Here is an 18,504-nt window from a genome sequence, read left to right as displayed (position 1 = left end):
GGCCGGCATGGAACAGCGAAGGACACCATGGCAACCATCCAGGGCACCTGCACACCGGAGTTCGAGCTCGTCCGGGACGCATTCGCCAGCAACTTCGACCAGGGCCTCGAGGACGGCGCCAGCGTCTGCGTGACCCTCGACGGAGAGATCGTCGTGGACCTGTGGGGAGGCAGCGACGGCAACGGCGCGGAATGGCAGGCCGACACGCTCGTCAACGTCTGGTCGGTGACCAAGACGATGAGCGCCACCGTGATGCTGATGCTCGCCGATCGTGGCGAGCTCGACCTGGAGGCACCCGTCGCGCGCTACTGGCCCGAGTTCGGCACACGCGGCAAGGACGAGGTGCTGGTCCGTCACGTCCTGGCCCACACGGCAGGTCTCCCGGGCTGGTCGATCCCGGTCGCGCCGCACGACCTGGCCGATCACGAACGGGTGACCACCGCCCTCGCCGACCAGGAGCCGTGGTGGCGTCCGGGCACGCGCGCGGGCTACCACCCGATCACCCAGGGCTTCTTGGAGGACGCGCTCGTCCGCCGGGTCACGGGCCTGAGCCTCGGCTCGTTCTTCGATCGCGAGGTCGCCCAGCCCCTCGGCGCTGACTTCCACATCGGCCTGCCTGCCGACCACGACGACCGCGTCGCGCGCATCACCCCGCCGGCCTTCGGCATCGGAGGTGATCCGGCCGCTCCCGTCGACGATCCCACGGAGGCCGAGCTGGCCAACCGGGTCACCGCGAGCTGCCCGCTGACCGGCGCCGAGTCCAATGAGCGCTGGTGGCGCGAGGCAGAGATCCCCGCCGCCAACGGCTCGGGCAACGCGCGATCGATCGCGCGGGTGCACGCAGCCCTCGCCTGCGACGGGACCCTCGACGGCGTTCGCCTCCTGGGACCCGAGATGCTCGACCGGGTGCTGGAGGAGCAGAGCAGCGGGCTCGACGCGGTGATGCGCTATCCGCTGCGCTACGGCATCGGCTTCGGCCTGGTCAGCCCCGAGGTCCCGCTGAGCCCGAACCCGCGATCGTTCTGGTGGGCAGGCTGGGGCGGCGCCATGGCACTGGTGGACCGGGACGCCCGGATGACCGTGAGCTACGCGATGAACGACATGTCGTCCGAGACACAGGACCTGCGGGCGATCAACCTGATCTTCCACGCCTACGCGGCCTTGGAGGCCGGCGCCTGACCGGACCTGGTGGCGATCAGCCGATCGCCACCAGGTCGGCCGCGCCGACGATCCCGGCATCCACGCCGAGCTCGGCGGGGATGACCCGGACCCGGGTCATCCCGGCGCGTTGCACGAGCGAGGCGTTCAGTGAGCGCTCCACCGGGTCGAGGAGCAGCGGCCCCGCTTCCGCCACTCCGCCACCGAGGACCACCGTCTCGAGATCGAGCACGGTGATCAGACCGGCGAGGACCTCGCCGAGCCAGCCGCCGATCACGGCGAGCTGCTCACGGGCGAACAGGTCGCCGTCCTGGGCTGCTTCGGTGACGTCGGGCCCGGTCAGGGCGCCGACGTCGCCGGCGAGGCGGTCGAGCAGCGCGACGGTCTCCTCGCCGCCCTTCCCGAGCAGGTCACGAGTGTTGCGCACGAGCGCGCTCCCGCTCGCATACTGCTCGAGGCAGCCGGTGCGACCACACCCGCACGGAAAGCCCCCACGGTGGGCCGGGACGTGCCCGACCTCGCCTGCCACGCCCGTCGCGCCTCGCCGCAACCGACCGTCGAGGATCAGACCGGCTCCGACGCCGGTGCCGACCGTGACGACCAGGCACTCCTCGTGGCCGCGCGCGGCGCCGTAGCGGAACTCGCCCCAGGCCGCCGCGTTGCTGTCGTTCTCGAGCGTCACCGGAGCGCCGAGAGCGTCCTCGAGCAGGTGGCGCAGCGGCGCGTCGCCCAGCCCCAGGTTCGGGGCGACGAGCACCCTTGAACGGCTGACGTCGACGAACCCGGCGACCGCCACGCCGACACCCGAGACCGGGGCACCGGCAGCGACCGACGTGACGACATGCCGGATGCCGTCGACCATGCTGCCGATGTCCTCGATCCTGGTCTCCTCGCGGGACCGGCGCACCACCCGCCCCGTCGCGTCGACCACTCCGGCCAGGACCTTGGTGCCGCCGAGATCGACCCCGATCCGGACTGGGGTCACTGCGCGGCCCGACGTCCCGACCGGGCGGTCGAACCACGGAGCATCAGGGCGCCCGCGCCGGCGCTGAGCAGACCCAGCACCAAGGCAATCCCGGGGAGCACGACCTCGACCCGCCGCAGCGTTGCCGCGCGGTCGCCGTACTTCTCGGCGTTGGCCTTGACCTGCGCGTCGGTGTAGGCGAGCTTGCCGGCGAAGAGTGTGCGCACGACCTCACCGTCGATGGTCAGCGTGTCACGCACGTCCTGCACGTCGTCGAGGATCGCGCCGGTGCGCGGTTCGACGAGGATGGTCCGGTCGATGCCGTAGGTCCGGTCGGCGGGAACCTTGCCGTCGGTCGTCAGACCGATGGTCTTCGCGACGACCTCCTGGCTGCCGACGACGGTGTCGGGAACCTTGATCTCGAACCTGTAGGCATCGACACCGTCGACCTGCTCGGTGCCGCGGTAGGCGGCCTTCACCGACTTGCCCATGACGCTGTCCCACATCGAGTAGGTCTTCTTCTCCGTGCCGAACGGGAACCTCAGCACCAGGCTGTCCCGGTGGTCCTTGCCGATCGCCTGGTCGACGACCTCGGCGAAGCTCTCGCAGCACGGCTTGGCAACTGCGGTGGAGGCGTCGAGCGCCGTGCGGGCCATGCTCTGCTGCACCACGACTCCATCGCTGGTCGAGCGCGTGGACGTGGTGAACCACACCACCACGCCGCCCGGCGCCTTCTTCGCCGAGTCGAGGTCTCCGACCGTCTTCTGCTTCACCGTGACGTCCGAGGTGACCTCCGACTGGGTCGCGGGGACGAAGACGGTGGCGTTGCTGGCGTGCATCGTGATGATGTCGCGCGGATCCTTGTCCGCGACGGCGAGCTGGGCGGACCCGTAGAACCGAAGCACCAGGGCGGCGGTGACGAAGAAGGCACCGAGGCCGACGAGTACGACGGGCAGATTGCGACGCATGGTTTTCTCCTGGTGTCGAGCAGGGTGGGGCCGAGAACTAGAGGTGAAGCTGGGCAAAGCACTGCTGCGGCTGCAACGGGTCGGTCAGATCGACCCGAACGAGCTCGCGCAACGGCTGCGTTCCCGGGCGGGTGCGCCAGTAGATGCGGGCGAGGTCCGCGAACGCCGCCGCGCCGTGGCGCGCCGGGCGGAAGGTCGAACCGGGCACGTCGGTCCAGGTGACGGGAAGCTCGACGACCGCGGCCGTGTGCTCACGGAGACGAGCCAGCAGCTCGACGTCGAAGCTGAACCCGGTCGAGCGGACGTCGCGGAAGGCACGCCTCGCCAGCTCTCCGCGCATGACCTTGAAGCCACACTGCGTGTCGGAGATCCCTCCGACGACCCGCCCGGCGATCGCCCGATAGGCAGCCGCGCCCCATCCGCGCAGCGCGAGATGTCGCGCGCTGACCACGGAGTCCCGGTGGGCCCGGGAGCCCACCACGACGTCGGCACCCGCCGTCAGGGCGATCATGGCTCGGTCGAGGGCGTCGAGCGAGGTGGCTCCGTCGGCGTCCATGTAGGCGACGTACGGTGCATCCGACGCTGCCACGCCGGCCGCGACAGCGGCGCCCTTGCCGCGTCGCTCGCATCTCATCACCGCGACGGGCAGCTGAGCGCTCGAGGCCGATCGTGCGAACGCCGCCGTGTCGTCGGTGCTCGCGTTGTCGACCACGATGGCCTCGAGGCGAGGAACCCGTCCGGACGAGCCCGCGATCGCATGGCGGCGCAACAGGTCCAGCGTTGCCGGCAGCCGAGCGGCCTCGTTGTATGCCGGGACGACGACCTGGAGGCGCAGATCATTCATCGGCGTAGCTCACGACCATCCCCGGCGCCTGCTTGGAAGGGTCCTGCGGCTGCGCCGCATGGACACCCGCCACGGAGGTGACGGCTGCCAGCAGGACACCGACGACGGCGGCGATGGCGATGTTCATGGAACTCTCCTCTGGATGGTGATCGGTGGCGTCGAAGCAGCGGACCCGAGCTCGCGCCGCGCCTGACGCGTCGCTCGGCGCTCGCGCTGGCGCGCCGGGTTCGCGACCGGCGACGCGAGCAGGAGCTCTTCGGTGAAGGCGTGCGCGGGCCGGGAGGTGACCTGCGCGCAGGAGCCGAACTCGACCCTGCGTCCCTGCTGGAGGACAGCCACCCGGTGGCTGATGTGGCGCACCACCCCGATGTCGTGCGAGACGAAGAGATAGGCGACGCCGGTCCGCTCCTGGATGTCGATCAGGAGCTGCAGCACCCGGTCCTGGGTCGACAGGTCCAGTGCCGAGACGGGCTCGTCGCACACGACCAGCTCGGGCTCCAGGGCCAGGGCGCGGGCGATCGCCACCCGCTGTCGCTGGCCCCCGGAGAACTCCCTCGCGAAGCGGTCGGCAGCCCCGGTCGGCAGCCCGACCTGGTCGAGCAGCTCGACGACGCGCCCCCGCGCCGTGGCGCGGGTCCACCCGGCCGCACGCAGCGGCTCGGAGAGGATGTCCTCAACCGTCATCGCCGGGTTCAGTGAGGTGTACGGATCCTGGAAGACCACCTGGATCCGCGACGCCAGGGGACGCCGCTGCGCCCGGGTGAACGACTGGATCTCCACGCCGTCGTACCGGATGCTGCCGGACGTGACCGGGGCGAGTCCCAGAACGGCGCGTCCGATCGTGGTCTTTCCCGAGCCCGACTCCCCGACGAGACCGACGGTCTCGTGGGCACGGACGTCCAGACTCACGTGATCGACGGCGGTGAACTTGCGGCCGCGACGGCGACCCGGGTACCGCACGACCAGGTCATCGATCTCCAACAGGCTCATCGGTGGATCTCCCCTGCATGGGCGCCCCGACGCTCGGCGGGCGCATCGACGTAGTCGGGACGGACGTGGTTCTCGTCGGGAACGGCGTCGAGCAGCATCCGCGAGTACTCGTGCCGTGGGCGGTCGAAGAAGTCCTCTGCCGACGCGGTCTCGACCACCTGGCCGTTGCGCATCACAGCGACGTCGTCACACAGATCCGCGATGACACCGAGGTCATGACTCACCAGGACGATCGACATGCCGAACTCCTCCTGGACACTGCGCAGGAGATCGAGGATCTCGGCCTGCACGGTGACGTCGAGGGCCGTCGTCGGCTCGTCGGCGATGAGAATCCGCGGCTCGGTCGAGACCGCGCCTGCGATCAACACCCGCTGTGCCATCCCCCCGGAGATCTGGTGCGGATAGGACTTCATGACCCGCTCGGGATCATGAAGGCCCATCCGGCGCAGGAGGACCGCGGCACGCTCCGTCGCCTCGGCACGACCGATCCCGCGGGCGCGCAGCGGCTCGACCAGCTGGAACCCGATGGTGAAGGCCGGGTCGAGGTTGCTCATGGGTTCCTGCGGGATGTAGGCGATCGCCTCACGCACGCGCTTGGCACGGTCCCGCGGAGCAAGACGACGGATCTCGGTTCCGTCCAGCCACACCTCTCCGGCCATCAACATCGCCTGGCGCGGCAAGAGGTCGAGCAGCGCGAACGCTGTCTGCGTCTTGCCGGATCCGGACTCGCCGACCAGGCCGAGCGTGTGACCGCGACGCAACGTCAGGTTCGCCCCACGGACCACTTCGGTCGTCGCTTCTCCCGACGGGTAGCCGACCGTGAGATTCCGTACGACGAGCACCTCGTCGGCGCCGGGAGGCGCCTGCGAGGAGCCCGGTACCGGCTTGAGGTGGGTCGCCGTCGAACGGGACGCCGTCTTCGGGCCGCCATCGGTCTGCTGCAGCGCGTCGCGCGCGCCGCTGGCGATGAGGAAGAACGCCGCCACGGTCACGGCCATGGCCAACCCGGGCCAGATGAACAGCACGGGGTTGGCGTTCATCGCGGCGAATCCCTCGCCGAGCATCCCACCCCAGGTGATCGTCGTGGCGTCACCCAGCCCCAGGAAGTCCAGACCCGTCTGCACGGTGATGGCGACGCCCGCCATCACGCTGGTCATCAGGACGAGCGGACCACGCACCACCCGGAAGACATGGCCCGCGATGATGCGTCGGTCGGAGAGTCCGGCCACCTTGGCGGCATCGATGTAGAGGTCGTTGCGCACGGCGTGGACCTGGGCGCGGAGCAGCCGGAAGACCGCCGGCGCCATCATGCAGCCGAGCGCCGTCATCGTGATCCACATGGAGGTGCCCAGGCTGGACACGATGGCCAGCAGGACGATGATCGAGGGCAGCGACATCACCAAGCTGGACAGCCAGTCCAGCACCAGGTCGATGCGGCCGCCGTAGTAGCCGGCCACGAGCCCGCCGGGGAGCCCGAGCAGCATCGCCACCGTCAGCGCGATCACGCCGCTGAACATCGTGGCCTTCGTGGCCACGACCAGTCGCGCCAGGACGTCCCGACCGCCGCTGTCGGTGCCGAGCAGGTGCCCGTTCGTGCCCGGAGCCTCGTTGAGGTGGTACAGGTCCGCGTGCCAGGGCGCGTCGGGAGCCACCCAGTCCATCACGATCGCTGCGACGAGGGCGCACAGGACCATGACCAGCAGGATCGCGCCGACCCGGGACAGCGGGTTGCGCAGGATCGCTCGGAACGTGGAGGTGCGCGCCGGGGCGGCATCCATCGCCTGCGCCGAGATCTCGACACTCATGCTGTCCTCGCCTTCGGAATGAGCCACATCTGGGCGAGGTCGACGAGCAGGTTGATGAGGATCACCAGGCCACCGGTCAGCAGGACCATGCCCATGATCACCGGCCGGTCCCCGGTCGTGGTGGCATCGACCGACAGCGCGCCGAGTCCCGGGAGGGCAAAGACCTTCTCCACCATGAAGGCGCCGCCCAGCATCGCGACGAACCCGAGCGACAGCGATGTCAGCCACGGAGGCGCTGCGTTGCGCAGCGCGTGCCGGAACAGCAGCGAGCGGCCGGAGATCCCGCGCGAGCGGAGCGTACGGATGTAGTCGGCCTCGATCACGTCCAGCAGTGACCCGCGGGCCTGAAGAGATGCGCCGGCCACGCTGCCGAGGGTGAGCGAGAGCACGGGCAGCACCAGCGAGCGCAGCCAGCCGCCGGGAGACTCACCCAAGGGCACGTAGCCGAACACCGGGAAGACCTGGATCTTGACGGCCAGGACGAGCAGCAGGAGGAGAGCCAGCAGGTAGGCCGGTAGCACGTGCCCGATGACCGCGAGTGACTGCACGAACCGGTCCACCGACTGGCGCCCGTAGACCGAGGCGACCGCGAGCGCCAGGCTGAGCGCGGCGATCACGAGCATGCTGAGCGCGACCATCGACATGGTCACCGGCAGATTCGCCCTGATCTTGTCCGCGACCGGCTGGTCGCCGACGTAGGAGTTGCCGAGGTCGCCGCGCACGACGCCTCCGACCCAGTCCCCGAGCTGCTCCATCATGGGGCGGTCCACGCCCAGTCGGTGGTTCTCGGCGACGACCTGCGCCCTGGTCGCCTCGGGCCCGAGGATGTTGCGCGCCGGGTTGGCGTCACCGAGACCGGTGATCACGAACCCGACGACGCAGACCGCCGAGAGCAGGATCACCGCGGCGACCAACCGCTTGAGCAGGATCGTCACCATCGACAGATCACTTCTCCGAGCGCTGGAAGCGGACCAGGTCGATGCCCTGGACCTGCGGCTCGACGGTGATGCCGTCGACCGAGGCCCAGTTCGTCGAGCTCGCGAACATCGGCGCGAACCAGGCGTTCTCGACGAGCCACGCGTCGATGGCACGGAAGGCCTCGTCCTGGGCTTCGCCCGGGGCTTCGTTCTTGGCGGTCGAGAGCAGCGGATCGAGCGCGGGGTCCTCGCTCCGGTAGGGGTTGAAGGTGGCCTTCGGGAGGACGGAGAGCTGGATGTCCTGCCAGGGGGACTTGGTGCCCAGCGACATGAAGAACATCGGGAACTGGCCGTCCTGCATGGAGCTGAGCAGCTGCATCACGGGGATCTTCTTCCAGACCACCGTGATGCCGATGGACCCGAGCTGCTGGGTGATCGCCGTGTTGAGCGCCGGGCTGCCGACGAACTGGCTCAGGTCCGGCATCTCAGCGGTGAACCCCTCGGCGTAGCCCGCCGCGGCCATCAGGTCCTTGGCCTTGGCGACATCGCGGTCGTACTGCCTGTCGAGCTCCTCGTCGTAGACGGCCCCGCCGGGCGCGAAGATCTGTGTGGTGAGCGTGGATCCACCGGGCAGGAGCTCCTCGGTGAACACCTTGCGGTCGACGGCGAGGTTGATCGCCTGGCGCACCCGGACATCGCCCAGCGCGGGCAGCACCTTGCCGGCGCGGTCGGCGAGGATCAGGCCGTACCAGGAGCCGGCGGACTCGCGGATCTCGAAGCCGGCGCTCTTGACGGCCTTCAGCTGCTGGCTCAGGATGCCGGCGGCGTCGATCTGGCCCACCTTGAGCGCGTTCAGCAGCGTGTTCGGGTCCGCGAGCTGGACGAGCTTGACGTGGTCGAAGGGGTAGGCCTTCTTGTCCCAGTAGTCCTCGTTGCGGTCGAACACGGTCGTGCCCGTCTGCGACTTGCTGGCGTTGTAGACGTAGGGCCCCGAGGTGACCGGCGCCTTCTTGAGGTCCTCGGCGTTCAGGGCTGTCGGCGAGGTCATGATCCCGAGGTTGTCGGTCAGGTTGACCAGCAGCGCCGGGTCCGGCTCCTTCAGCTTGATGACCAGACGGTCCGCGGAGGGGGCCTCGACGCTCTCGATCGCGTCCGCCATGTTGCTGCGCGGACCGTCGGTCTTGCGGAACCAGTCGAGGACCGTCTTGGCGGCAGTCGCGTCGAAGGCGGCGCCGTCGCTGAAGCTGATGCCTTGACGCAGCTCGAGCGTGAGCTCGGTCCGCGCCTCGTTGAAGGTGAAGGAGGTCGCCATGCCCGGCTCGGGCGTGCCGTCGGCGCCGGGGTGGAGCAGGGTGTCGTACGCGGCCTGGCAGTACAGGCGTCCGGAACCACAGTCCATCTGCGTCGGGTCGAAGGTCGTCAGCGGAGTGGGGGTGGCGAGGGTGAGCGTGTCCTTGGACGCGCTGTTCCCCTCCGACGATCCCCCGCACCCAGCCAGTGCGGCGGCACCCAGCACGGCGGCGGACAGCAGGGAGACGAGTTTCGTGGGCTTGCGCAAGGTCGCACTCCTCGGGCGATCGGCGGGGTTCGGGAAGCCCGCATCGGTCATGGTGCGGTGTGGCGATCGCCACATGCGCGGGCTAACCTACCTATCATTAAGTCGGTTTGCAACGGCCCTCGTTGAAGGAGTTCCATGGCACGCACCCAAGAAGCAGAGCGCGCGGGCGTCCAACGCCGCGCCCAGATCGTCGACGCCGCACTCGAGCTCTTCGCAGCCCGGGGGTACGACGCCACGTCGCTGGCCTCCGTGGCCCGCGCTGTCGAGATCAGTCAGCCCGGCCTGCTGCACCACTTCAACAGCAAGGAGGCCCTGCTCTCGGCAGTCCTGGACGAACGGGACCAGCGGGCGTTCGCTGCCGTCGACATCGGGCGCGACTACGACGTCACCCCCTTCGAGCGCGCTCTGGAGGTCGCGGAGGCGATGGTCGCCTGGAACACCCAGCACCGCACACTGGCCCGACTGGGACATCTCGGCGCCGCCCATCACCCGCCCCTCGCGACAGCCTGGGCGCGCGAACGCACCCGCCGCCTGCGCGCGCAGCTGGCGGGCGTCGTCGCCCACGCCATCGCCGACGGCACCGTGCGCGCCTCCGCAGACCCGGACCTGGTCGCCGCCTTCGTGATCTCGGGCGTCGGAGGTCTCGAGTCCCAGTGGCTCGTCGACGAGACCTTCGACATGGTCGCCGCGATGAAGGAGTTCACTGCCATGCTGCGCCGCGACCTGCTGGTGCAGCCGTGAGCCGCCGACCCCGATCGGTCTACGACCACGGCGACGAGCCCGACCCGCGCTTCTCCCTCGCGAACGAGCGCACGTTCCTGGCCTGGATCCGGACCAGCCTCGCGCTCATCGCCGGAGCAGTGGCCTTCGCCGCGATCGTGCCGGGCCTGCCCGACGTCGAGCGGATCACCAGCTCCGGCGCGCTGTGCGTCGGTGCGCTGATCTGCTCCCTCGCCGGCTGGAAGCGGTGGCGCCACACCGAGCTCGCCCTGCGCACCGGCGCCGCCCTGCCCGGCTCGGCACCGACGGCCACCCTCGCGATCGCCACGGCGGTCGCGGCGGCAGTGGCCCTGGCCTGGGTCATCAGGACGGTCTTGTGAGGGGCATCACCCAGCAGTAGCCTACTTATTGCTCGGTCAGTTGGCCGCGACATCTCGCACAGGAGGATCACGTGCTCACCCACGAAGACCTGAAGGACCGCACCGCTGTGGTGACCGGAGCCGCGAGCGGCATCGGCGCTGCACTCGCAGCCGAGCTCGGCGATCGGGGCATGGCGGTCGTCGTGGCCGACATCGACGAGGAAGGAGCCCAACGGATCGCCGGCGAGCTCGAGGCACGGGGGGTCTCCTCGCTCGCCGTGCGCGTCGACACCAGCGACGCGGCGTCCGTCGAACGCCTCGCGCAGATGGCGTACGCGTCGTTCGGATCCGTCGAGCTGGTCTGCAACAACGCCGGCGTCCTCACCTTCGGGAACGTGGCCGACTCTCCCATCGGAGACTGGCGTTGGCTCTCGTCGGTGAACGTCGAGGGCCTGCTCAACAGCGTGCACGCCTTCGTTCCGCGGATGCGCGCGCAGAGCGGATGGCGGCACATCATGAACACCGCCTCGACCCATGCCTTCCTCCCGGACCCGGGGTACACCGCGCTCTACAGCGCGACCAAGCAGGCCGTGGTGGCGATCAGCCGCGGGCTTCGCCAGGAGCTCGCGCCCGAGGGCATCGACGTCACCCTCCTCTGCCCGGGCCAGGTCGCCAGTCGCATCCTGGACTCGCAACGCAGTCGGCCGGAGCAGTTCGGGCCTCGTGCGGGTGAGCCCTTCGGGACCGGGGTGATCCCTGTCGGCGCGATCGAGCCCGAGGAGGTCGCCCGCAAGGCAGTCGCCGGCCTCCTGAGCGGTAGCGAGGTGACCTTCGCGCTCGGCGACTCCAGCACGTTCCGCGATCAGGTCGCCGACTGGTCACGCACCATCGACCAGGCGATCGTCGCCGAACACCGCTGATCACCGTCGCGTCCGACGCACGTCGCGTCGGCACGTGCCATCCACTCATGCACCGGAGGCCCGCCATGCCCGCGTCCCGCCGTGCCGGGCCCGCCGAGGGCGGACTCGCCGGGCGGCGGGCGGTCGTCGTGAACTGGCGCGACACCGACCACACGCGGGCAGGCGGCGCCGAACGGTACGCGTGGGAGCTCGCCCGAGCGCTGGCCGGCGCCGGGCTCGATGTCGAGTTCCTCACGGCACGCGACCACGGCCAGGCGCACCACACGACGCGCGAAGGAATCCGCATCGTCCGTGTCGGCGGGCGGCTCACCTTCCTCCCGCGTGCCTTCCTGCGCCTCGCCCGGCTGCGCCGACGTCTCGACGTGGTCGTCGACTGTGCCTGCGGACTTCCGGCGTTCTCACCCCTCGCCCTGTCACCTCGCCGGACCGCGATCGTCCTGGTCGTCCATCACGTGCACCAGACGCAGTTCACGGCGATGCCGCAGCCCCTTGCGGGCCTCGCACGCGCACTCGAGCGGCGTGCCATGCCGCGGGCGTACCGCAACGCGACGACGGTCGCGGTCTCCGAGTCCACCCGGCTCGAGATGACGACGCGACTCAGTTGGCGGGCGCCGATCCTGGTGGTACCCAACGGGACCGACGAGGCACCACCGGCCACCTCGGCGCCCGACGACGAGCGGGTGATCGTGCTCGGCCGCCTCTCCCACCACAAGCGGGTCGACCTCGCCGTCCGCGCCCTCGTCGCCGCGCACCAGCGACGTCCCGGCCTGCGCGTCGACATCGTCGGCGACGGTCCCGAGCACGGCCGGTTGCGTCGCCTCATCGACACCCTCGACGCCGCAGCAGTCGTTCGCATGCACGGCCGCGTGAGCGAGGAGGACAAGCACCTGCTGCTGTCACGGGCCACCGTCCACCTGTGCGCCTCCGAGGCCGAAGGATGGGGCCAGGTCGTCCTCGAAGCCGCGGGACACGGGGTACCGACCGTCGCTCGTCGGGTGCCCGGCCTCCGGGAATCGGTGAGAGCAGGCACCACCGGCTGGCTGATCGCCGCCGACCCGGACGAGGCGACGACGGTCGCGGCCCTCACCGACGCCGTGGACGAAGCGCTGGACGAGCTCAGTGGAGCGCAGCGCCGGGCCGAGCTGGCCGACGCCTGTCGTGCCTGGGCGGCACAGTTCACCTGGACCTCGACCCACGACGCCGTCCTCGCCGTGACGGCCGCAGCCGTCACCCAGGTGTGGCAGCGGGCAACCGCCAGGGATTGACAGGCACCGGTGCTCAAGCCCGACCGTCCTCCGTCAGCACCCACCCGACCCGATTGACGCGTCGCGACGTCGCGGCACGGTCGAGAATCCGCAGCTCCGCGGGGCGCTGTCCTTCCCGGTCTGGTTGCCGGGTGGGAATTCGTCAGAACCGTTCCTCCACCCACTCCGCGAGCAGCTCCGCGACGACGCTGCGCGCGTCCACCGGCTCCTCGAAGTAGTGGTCACCGGCAACGTCGACCGCCGTCTTGTCCGGGGCGGCGAGCCCCTCGTGCAACGCATGCGCATCGCTCGGGAACACCCCGACGTCGGCAAGTCCGTTGACGACGAGGCTCGGCACCGCGATGTTCACCAGGTGCGGCGCGACGTTGCACTGCGAGGTCTCCTGACTCCACATCGACAGCCACGTGCGCAGCGTCGAGGACGTCACCAGACCCCAGGTCGAACGGTTCGAGCGCTCCGGCTCGCCGTGGTAGCAGAGGTTCTCGGGCCGGTCGTTGGGATCGAGGGTCGGGTCGACGAAGCGGGGGTCGGCCCAGGTGCGCGGCACGGTGAAGACGCGGTCGCGCAGGCCGGCGGCACTCACCCGTCGCAGCTCCTGCTTCGCCCACGCCGTGATCCGGGCGTTCCGATCCTGTTGGGCGCTGCGGTACCGCTCGAGGAAGGCGGGTTCGAAGGGCCGGGTGAGGTCCTGGTTCCACAGGTAGAGATGGGGGTCGGTGCTGGTCGGGTCGTCTTCGTCGATGACCGACGGATCGAGCTGGCTCGTCAGCACGTCCGGGCGGCCCTGGTGGGCCGCGAGAGCGATGAAGGCGTCCCCCGGCGACAGCTCCGCCAGTCCTTCAGCGGGCCGCATGCCCGGGAGTGGGAGCACGTTGCCGACGGTCGCGTGCGACTGGTACGCCGCCATCAGGGACGCACCGCCCGAGTTGCCGAGCACGATCACGTTCTCGACGCCTGCCTCCTCGCGCAGCCACCGCACGCCCACGCCGATGTCGACCAGCGCCCGGTCGAGCAGAAAGTGCAGCGGGTCGTTGCGGAAGCGCGTGTTCCAGCCCAGGAAGCCGAACCCCCGGGACGCCAGGTGCTCAGCGAGGTAGTGCTGCGAGAAGTCGACGTTGTAGTGGGTCACGATGAACGCCGTACGCGGGCGGGTACCGCGCGGCGTGTAGTACGCGCCCTGGCACGGCCAGCCGCCGGCGCCCGCTCGCGGCTGGCCCGGCGCCGCCAGGCCCAGGTACCGGACGTCCAGGTCGTTGGTCACGCTCACACTCATTCCATCTCTTCCCTGTTCTCTGGCCCGTCGACGGCAGCGTCGACGAGCTCGATGTCACATCCGGGTGCGAGGTGCCGGGGGTGCGTCGGTCGCCGATGTCCGGCAGCGACCTCGACGACCAGGCCGGCCCGGCCGGCAACCGTGGTGGCGACGTCCACCAACCGCCTGCCCGGAGTCACCCGGGCGAAGCGACGGGGACCGTCCACCAGCTCCAGCAGCTGCACAACGACGCCGTCGGCGGCGGCGGCGGCACGAGGGTCGAGCCACACCATCCGGGCCCGCTCCCCGGTCGACGGTGGCGCCTGCTGCGGTGGGCCGAGCGTCGCGATGCCCTCCGTCACCAGCCGCTCGTGGGCGGCGGCCACGTCGTCCGAGCGGTAGCAGGTCAGGTAGAGCGCGTCGCCCTTCCGGCCGAGGACGCGCGCCATCGCGGACGCGATGCCGAAGCCCCGGTCGCGCGGCGTCACCAGCTCGAGGTAGCTCCCGTCGGCGAACCCGAAGGTCGCCACCTCGATGCCCCACTCCGTCCGGTACGAGCGGTCCGAGAGGATGAAGCCCCAGTTCTCGTAGGCCAGGACCGCGCCGTCCAGGTCCGCGACGAGCACGGCCGCACCGAGGAGCGGTCCCTCGATCGCCCGCACGGCGTCAGTCACGCGCCCGCAGCCCGAGATCAGCCATCGACTCCTCCAGGACCTGCTTCTTGAGCACCTTGTTCGACATGCTGCGCGGCAGTGGGGCGTCGATGAAGCGAACGTGCTTCGGCGCCTTGTAGTGGGCGAGACGCTCACGGCAGAAGGCGATGATCTCTTCGGCCGAGGGCACGCGCTCGGCCGAGCTGTCGACAGACGCCACGAGCGCCGGGACCTCGCCCCACTTCTCGTCGGGGACGGCGACGACGACGAGCTCGGCGATCCCGGGATACCCGGCAAGGACCCGCTCGATCTCGGCCGGATAGACGTTCACGCCGCCGGAGATGAGCATGTCCTTGATGCGGTCGACGACATAGAAGAAGCCGCCCTCGTCCTGACACACCAGGTCTCCGGTGCGCAGCCAACCGTCGCCCATCGCGGCCTCGGTGCCGTCAGGGTCCTGCCAGTAGCGCTCCATGACCTGCGGGCCGCGCAGCCACAGCTCACCGATCTCGCCCCGGACGACGTCCTGGCCGAGCGGGTCGACGACCCGGGTCTGGGTCTGCGGGGCGGGGATGCCGGCCGATCCGGTGTGCTGCTCGGCCAGCTCTCCAGGCAGCACCAGGCAGATCGCACCGCCCTCGGTGAGTCCGTAGCCCTGGCTGATGTGGATCCCTCGCCCCGCGAACGCCTGCAGCATCGCGGGCGAGATCGCCTGACCGCCGGTTCCGATGGCACGCATCGCGCTGAGGTCGGTCGACTCGAAGGTCGCCGCCCGGGAGATCGACTCGAGGATCGAGCCGACCGCGATGAACTGGGTGATGCCACGCTCCTCGAACACACGCAGCGTGCGTTCGGCGTCGAAGTCGTCGTCGAGGAGCATCTGGCCGCCGACCGCGTAGAGCGCCATCCACACGCCCACCAGACCACCGGTGAAACCCAGCGCGTAGGGCACGTAGGTCCGGTCCGTCGCATTCCACCCGTCGATCGTGGCGCGCTCGGCGCACGCGGCGAGGACGTTGCGGTGGCTGAGCACGGCGCCCTTCGGCTTGCCGGTCGTGCCCGAGGTGTAGCAGATGAACGCCGGGTGCTCCGGCCCGAACTCCGCGCGCGGATCGACCTCCGTCCCTCCGGCCAGCACGTCGGCGTACGTCTGCTCCTCCGCGACGGCGTCCGCGAGGACGACGCGTCGTACGCCGGTCGGCACGACGCGCTGGCCGAGGAGAGGGTCGACCATCGCGCGCGCCGTGACGAGGGTGGTGGCGCCACAGTGCTCGAGGATCTCGCCGAGCTCGGCCGGCGCGAGGCGGTAGTTCAGCGGCACGAACACCGCTCCCAGCTTGAAGCAGGCGAGGGCCGTCTCGCAGAACTCGAGGGTGTTCGGCACCAGCACGGCGACGCGGTCGCCCTGCTCGACACCGATCGACCGGAGCCCTTGGGCCAGGCAGGACGTACGGCGATCCAGCTGCTCCCAGGTGACCGCACGGTCCCCGGCCTCGATGGCGACACGCTGCGGCGACCGCGTCGCCCAGTACCGCACCGGTCCAGCAAGGTTCATCGCTCTCTCCTCCCGCTCATCCGCGGACCAGACGGCGGACGCTGCCGTCGCCGTCGCAGCCGAGCACGATCGTCCCGTCGCCGCTCACGGCCACCGAGCTGCGCCGACCATCGGTGGCGCGGAACCGCGGCAGGCCGAACGGCAGCTCCTCGGCGAGGACGACGCGCTCGTCGTCCGTGCGGCTGACGGCGATCAGCTGCCGCGTCCCCTGGTCGGCGACCAAGATGTGCTCCGCGCTGATCGCGACGCCCTGCGGCCGGTCGAAGCCGGTGAGCCGACGCCGGGCCTCGCCGTGGATCACGAGGACCTCGCCGGTCTGCTCGTCGCTCACCACCACTGTCTCGCCCGCGACGGCGATGGCCGTGACCGAGTCCAGCCCGGTCGGGTGCTGGTTGAGCTCGGTGCCGTCGATCGTGATGACGGACATGTCGCCGTTGCGGAGCCCACAGACCAGGTAGTCGCCGGAGACGGCGATCGCCGTGACGCCGTTGGCATCGGTGGCGAAGTACTCGTCGGTCGAGCTGCTCAGTGAGCCGAGCACCTTGATCCACTCGCCGGTCTCCTCGACCCGCTTGTAGATCTCGCCGCCCTGGCTGAGCGCGACGAGGTGTCCCGCCACCTCCGCGACGCCGACCGCGACGAAGGGCTGGTCGAGGAGCAGGCGGCTGACCCGGTCGATCGCGCCGTCGGCGGTGATCCGGCAGACGCTGCCCTGGTCGGCGGCGACCAGGCCCTGCGGGCCGCTCGCCACCTGGTAGGGGCCGAGGAACGAGCCGCTCGACAGCACCCGGTCGACCTCGCCGGTCGCCAGGGAGAATCGCTGCACGGCCGCCTCGACGAAGTTCGAGACGAAGATGTGGCCGTCACCGTCGAAGTCGATGTTGTCGATGCCCGGCGCCGTGGTCAGCAGGCACTCCTGCGTCCCGGTCACGAGATCGACGGCCGTGACCTTGCCGAGGCTCGACTGCGTCACGACCAGGCGTTCGTCCGGGCCGAACTTGACCGCGGTCGGGCAGGCCAGAGCGTCGACCACGGTCTCGACCGCACCGGTCTCCGGGTCGACCGCGAGGACCGTCCCGGCGAACACCTGCGGGAGGTAGAGGCGGCCATCGGGCCCGACCTCGAGCGCGTTGAGCCAGTCGAGGCCCTCAGCGATGACACGGACCGTGTCGGGCGTGTGCCGGTCGACCTCGAGGATCCGGCCGCCTTCGCGCATCTCGTCGACGTACAGGCGGTCCGTGGCGGGATCGACGGTGATCCCGTTGACGGCCGGGCAGTCGTCGACCAGCACGAAGTAGGTGCCGTCGGCCCGCCGGCCGGTGATCCGGCCGTTCATGGTCTCGGTGACGTAGACGGTGCCCTCGGAGTCGAAGGCCAGGTCGTCCGGGCCGAGCAGCGGTGAGCCCTGCGGGGACTCGACGGCGACGACGTCGGCCTCCGGGTCCCAGATGCTGATGTGCTCGCCGACGAGCTCGGTGATCCACAGCCGGCCGTCGCGGAAGCGGATCCCGTTCGCGCCGAACAACCGCCCGGGCTCGCGCAGCGTCTCCAGCCGCCACCCGTCCGCGATCCGCGGCGCACCCGGCAGGTAGAGCTCGAAGCGGGACGGCGCGGCCACGTCCGGCGTCACGACCGGGACTCCTGCCCGGCCCCGGGCTGATCGGAGAACACGGCGGGCCGCTTCTCGCGGAAGGCAAGCTCACCCTCGGCGAGGTCACGGCTCATCACGCAGACGACCTGGTTGCGGTCCTCCATCACGATGGCCGCATCGAAGCTGCCGATCTCCTGGGAGGCGTTGAGCGCGGCCTTCGACATGCGCAGCGCGAGCGGTGCCTTGGCCGCCAGGGTTCGTGCCGTCGCCATGGCGGCGGCCAGGACGTCCTCCTCCACCGCGCTGACCAGGCCGATCCGGTCGGCCTCGGCGGCGTCGACCCGGCGGCCGGTCATCAGGATCTCGGTCGCGCGTCCCCCGACGAGTCGCGGCAGCAGGTAGCTCGCGCCCATCTCCGAGACCGACTGGCCGATGTTGATCTGCGCCGCCGAGAAGTACGCCGCGGGTGCCGCGAAGCGGATCTCACTGGCCATGGCGATCGAGAACCCGCCACCGACGCAGGGGCCGTTGACCGCGGCGATCACCGGCTGCGGGATCCGCCGCATCCGGGAGATGACCCCGGAGTACCACGCCTGGACCGCGGACCAGTGCCGGTTCGGGTCGTTCTCGACGCCGGTCGGGAAGACCTCGCCCGAGAGGTCAGCGCCCGAGCAGAAGCCACGCCCGGCGCCGGTGATGACGACGACCTTGACGTCGTCCTTGTGGGCCAGCTCGTCGAGCTCCCGGCTGAGCGCCATGATCAGTCCCGGGTTGAGGGCGTTGAGCCGCTCAGGGCGGTTCAGCGTGATCAGCTGCACCCCGGGCTCGGGCATCGTGACGAGGATCGGGTCGGTGGCCATCAGGACTCCATTCGGATCAAAAAGGTTCAGCTTCTGCCCGGCGAGCATCGCACCGGGAAACACGCCGTGACAACAAAAACAGAACAACGCTCTGCACAGTAGAATTGTCTGGCAAGCGGTGGCCG

General features: G+C 70.3%; 18 protein-coding genes. 5 read left to right on the top strand and 13 right to left on the bottom strand.

The genetic code is table 11. The annotated features are described in order from the left end of the window. Nucleotides 1–27 precede the first annotated feature (27 nt). Nucleotides 28–1,179 (top strand): serine hydrolase domain-containing protein, encoded by a 1,152-nt coding sequence (locus ACZYRU_RS01915; protein WP_488955385.1) that lies wholly within the window; start codon nt 28–30, stop codon nt 1,177–1,179. A gap of 16 nt (nt 1,180–1,195) precedes the next feature. On the opposite strand, the gene ACZYRU_RS01910 is transcribed toward ACZYRU_RS01915, so the two are convergent. Genes ACZYRU_RS01910 through ACZYRU_RS01875 form a run of 8 tightly spaced genes read right to left on the bottom strand, consistent with a single transcriptional unit; the run spans nt 1,196 to nt 9,204 of the window. Beyond that, entirely contained in the window at nt 1,196–2,143 is a 948-nt protein-coding gene (locus ACZYRU_RS01910; protein WP_488955384.1) for an ROK family protein, read from the bottom strand. Then, nucleotides 2,140–3,090, bottom strand: coding sequence for a cell envelope lipid trafficking protein PgfA (pgfA, locus tag ACZYRU_RS01905; RefSeq protein ID WP_488955383.1), 951 nt, complete (start codon nt 3,088–3,090; stop codon nt 2,140–2,142). Before pgfA ends, ACZYRU_RS01910 begins: the two co-directional genes overlap by 4 nt. Before the next feature lie 37 nt (nt 3,091–3,127). Then, the gene (locus ACZYRU_RS01900; RefSeq protein WP_488955382.1) at nt 3,128–3,934 is read right to left on the bottom strand and encodes a glycosyltransferase; all 807 of its coding nucleotides are present in this window, start codon (nt 3,932–3,934) and stop codon (nt 3,128–3,130) included. Then, nucleotides 3,927–4,061 carry a hypothetical protein gene (locus ACZYRU_RS01895; protein WP_488955381.1) on the bottom strand — a complete coding sequence of 45 codons (135 nt, stop codon included), beginning with the start codon at nt 4,059–4,061 and terminating at the stop codon, nt 3,927–3,929. The genes ACZYRU_RS01900 and ACZYRU_RS01895 overlap by 8 nt, the downstream gene beginning before the upstream one ends. After that, complete coding sequence (locus tag ACZYRU_RS01890) at nt 4,058–4,924, bottom strand: ATP-binding cassette domain-containing protein (protein WP_488955380.1); 867 nt, start codon at nt 4,922–4,924, stop codon at nt 4,058–4,060. Before ACZYRU_RS01890 ends, ACZYRU_RS01895 begins: the two co-directional genes overlap by 4 nt. Then, complete coding sequence (locus ACZYRU_RS01885) at nt 4,921–6,729, bottom strand: dipeptide/oligopeptide/nickel ABC transporter permease/ATP-binding protein (protein ID WP_488955379.1); 1,809 nt, start codon at nt 6,727–6,729, stop codon at nt 4,921–4,923. The genes ACZYRU_RS01890 and ACZYRU_RS01885 overlap by 4 nt, the downstream gene beginning before the upstream one ends. Next, complete coding sequence (locus tag ACZYRU_RS01880; protein ID WP_488955378.1) at nt 6,726–7,667, bottom strand: ABC transporter permease; 942 nt, start codon at nt 7,665–7,667, stop codon at nt 6,726–6,728. Before ACZYRU_RS01880 ends, ACZYRU_RS01885 begins: the two co-directional genes overlap by 4 nt. 7 nt (nt 7,668–7,674) lie before the next feature. Beyond that, nucleotides 7,675–9,204: an ABC transporter substrate-binding protein gene (locus ACZYRU_RS01875; RefSeq protein ID WP_488955377.1), complete on the bottom strand. Its 1,530-nt coding sequence runs from the start codon at nt 9,202–9,204 to the stop codon at nt 7,675–7,677. Nucleotides 9,205–9,339: 135 nt separating this feature from the next. On the opposite strand from ACZYRU_RS01875, the gene ACZYRU_RS01870 reads away from it, so the two are divergent. The 4 genes from ACZYRU_RS01870 (at nt 9,340) to ACZYRU_RS01855 (ending at nt 12,468) form a co-directional block, all read left to right on the top strand. Continuing rightward, on the top strand, nt 9,340–9,945 hold the full coding sequence (locus tag ACZYRU_RS01870) for a TetR/AcrR family transcriptional regulator (RefSeq protein WP_488955376.1): 606 nt from the start codon (nt 9,340–9,342) through the stop codon (nt 9,943–9,945). Next, on the top strand, nt 9,942–10,304 hold the full coding sequence (locus ACZYRU_RS01865) for a YidH family protein (RefSeq protein ID WP_488955375.1): 363 nt from the start codon (nt 9,942–9,944) through the stop codon (nt 10,302–10,304). The genes ACZYRU_RS01870 and ACZYRU_RS01865 overlap by 4 nt, the downstream gene beginning before the upstream one ends. 71 nt (nt 10,305–10,375) lie before the next feature. Then, nucleotides 10,376–11,203 (top strand): SDR family NAD(P)-dependent oxidoreductase, encoded by an 828-nt coding sequence (locus tag ACZYRU_RS01860; protein ID WP_488955374.1) that lies wholly within the window; start codon nt 10,376–10,378, stop codon nt 11,201–11,203. Nucleotides 11,204–11,268: 65 nt separating this feature from the next. Beyond that, complete coding sequence (locus ACZYRU_RS01855) at nt 11,269–12,468, top strand: glycosyltransferase family 4 protein (protein WP_488955373.1); 1,200 nt, start codon at nt 11,269–11,271, stop codon at nt 12,466–12,468. 142 nt (nt 12,469–12,610) lie between these two features. Here the strand turns inward: ACZYRU_RS01855 and ACZYRU_RS01850 are convergent, their stop codons facing one another. Genes ACZYRU_RS01850 through ACZYRU_RS01830 form a run of 5 tightly spaced genes read right to left on the bottom strand, consistent with a single transcriptional unit; the run spans nt 12,611 to nt 18,379 of the window. Continuing rightward, nucleotides 12,611–13,729 (bottom strand): alpha/beta hydrolase, encoded by a 1,119-nt coding sequence (locus tag ACZYRU_RS01850; RefSeq protein ID WP_488955372.1) that lies wholly within the window; start codon nt 13,727–13,729, stop codon nt 12,611–12,613. 8 nt (nt 13,730–13,737) lie between these two features. Beyond that, nucleotides 13,738–14,394, bottom strand: a complete 657-nt coding sequence (locus ACZYRU_RS01845; RefSeq protein ID WP_488955371.1) for a VOC family protein — start codon at nt 14,392–14,394, stop codon at nt 13,738–13,740. Then, nucleotides 14,387–15,928, bottom strand: a complete 1,542-nt coding sequence (locus ACZYRU_RS01840) for a class I adenylate-forming enzyme family protein (protein WP_488955370.1) — start codon at nt 15,926–15,928, stop codon at nt 14,387–14,389. Before ACZYRU_RS01840 ends, ACZYRU_RS01845 begins: the two co-directional genes overlap by 8 nt. 16 nt (nt 15,929–15,944) lie before the next feature. Beyond that, nucleotides 15,945–17,558 (bottom strand): hypothetical protein, encoded by a 1,614-nt coding sequence (locus tag ACZYRU_RS01835; RefSeq protein WP_488955369.1) that lies wholly within the window; start codon nt 17,556–17,558, stop codon nt 15,945–15,947. After that, on the bottom strand, nt 17,555–18,379 hold the full coding sequence (locus ACZYRU_RS01830) for an enoyl-CoA hydratase/isomerase family protein (protein ID WP_488955368.1): 825 nt from the start codon (nt 18,377–18,379) through the stop codon (nt 17,555–17,557). The genes ACZYRU_RS01835 and ACZYRU_RS01830 overlap by 4 nt, the downstream gene beginning before the upstream one ends. Nucleotides 18,380–18,504: the final 125 nt, after the last annotated feature.

This window comes from Nocardioides sp. F233 (assembly GCF_057813895.1).
The sequence above is the reverse complement of the archived record's forward strand: the minus strand, read 5'-3'. Positions and strand labels throughout refer to the sequence as shown.

Excerpts from the sequence above, each read along its gene's own strand:
- ACZYRU_RS01880 (WP_488955378.1), bottom strand. The coding sequence starts at position 7,667 with ATGGTGACGATCCTGCTCAAGCGGTTGGTCGCCGCGGTGATCCTGCTC.
- ACZYRU_RS01855 (WP_488955373.1), top strand. The coding sequence starts at position 11,269 with ATGCCCGCGTCCCGCCGTGCCGGGCCCGCCGAGGGCGGACTCGCCGGG.
- ACZYRU_RS01885 (WP_488955379.1), bottom strand. The coding sequence starts at position 6,729 with ATGAGTGTCGAGATCTCGGCGCAGGCGATGGATGCCGCCCCGGCGCGC.
- ACZYRU_RS01870 (WP_488955376.1), top strand. The coding sequence starts at position 9,340 with ATGGCACGCACCCAAGAAGCAGAGCGCGCGGGCGTCCAACGCCGCGCC.
- ACZYRU_RS01895 (WP_488955381.1), bottom strand. The coding sequence starts at position 4,061 with ATGAACATCGCCATCGCCGCCGTCGTCGGTGTCCTGCTGGCAGCCGTC.
- ACZYRU_RS01840 (WP_488955370.1), bottom strand. The coding sequence starts at position 15,928 with ATGAACCTTGCTGGACCGGTGCGGTACTGGGCGACGCGGTCGCCGCAG.
- ACZYRU_RS01900 (WP_488955382.1), bottom strand. The coding sequence starts at position 3,934 with ATGAATGATCTGCGCCTCCAGGTCGTCGTCCCGGCATACAACGAGGCC.
- ACZYRU_RS01890 (WP_488955380.1), bottom strand. The coding sequence starts at position 4,924 with ATGAGCCTGTTGGAGATCGATGACCTGGTCGTGCGGTACCCGGGTCGC.
- ACZYRU_RS01915 (WP_488955385.1), top strand. The coding sequence starts at position 28 with ATGGCAACCATCCAGGGCACCTGCACACCGGAGTTCGAGCTCGTCCGG.
- pgfA (WP_488955383.1), bottom strand. The coding sequence starts at position 3,090 with ATGCGTCGCAATCTGCCCGTCGTACTCGTCGGCCTCGGTGCCTTCTTC.
- ACZYRU_RS01830 (WP_488955368.1), bottom strand. The coding sequence starts at position 18,379 with ATGGCCACCGACCCGATCCTCGTCACGATGCCCGAGCCCGGGGTGCAG.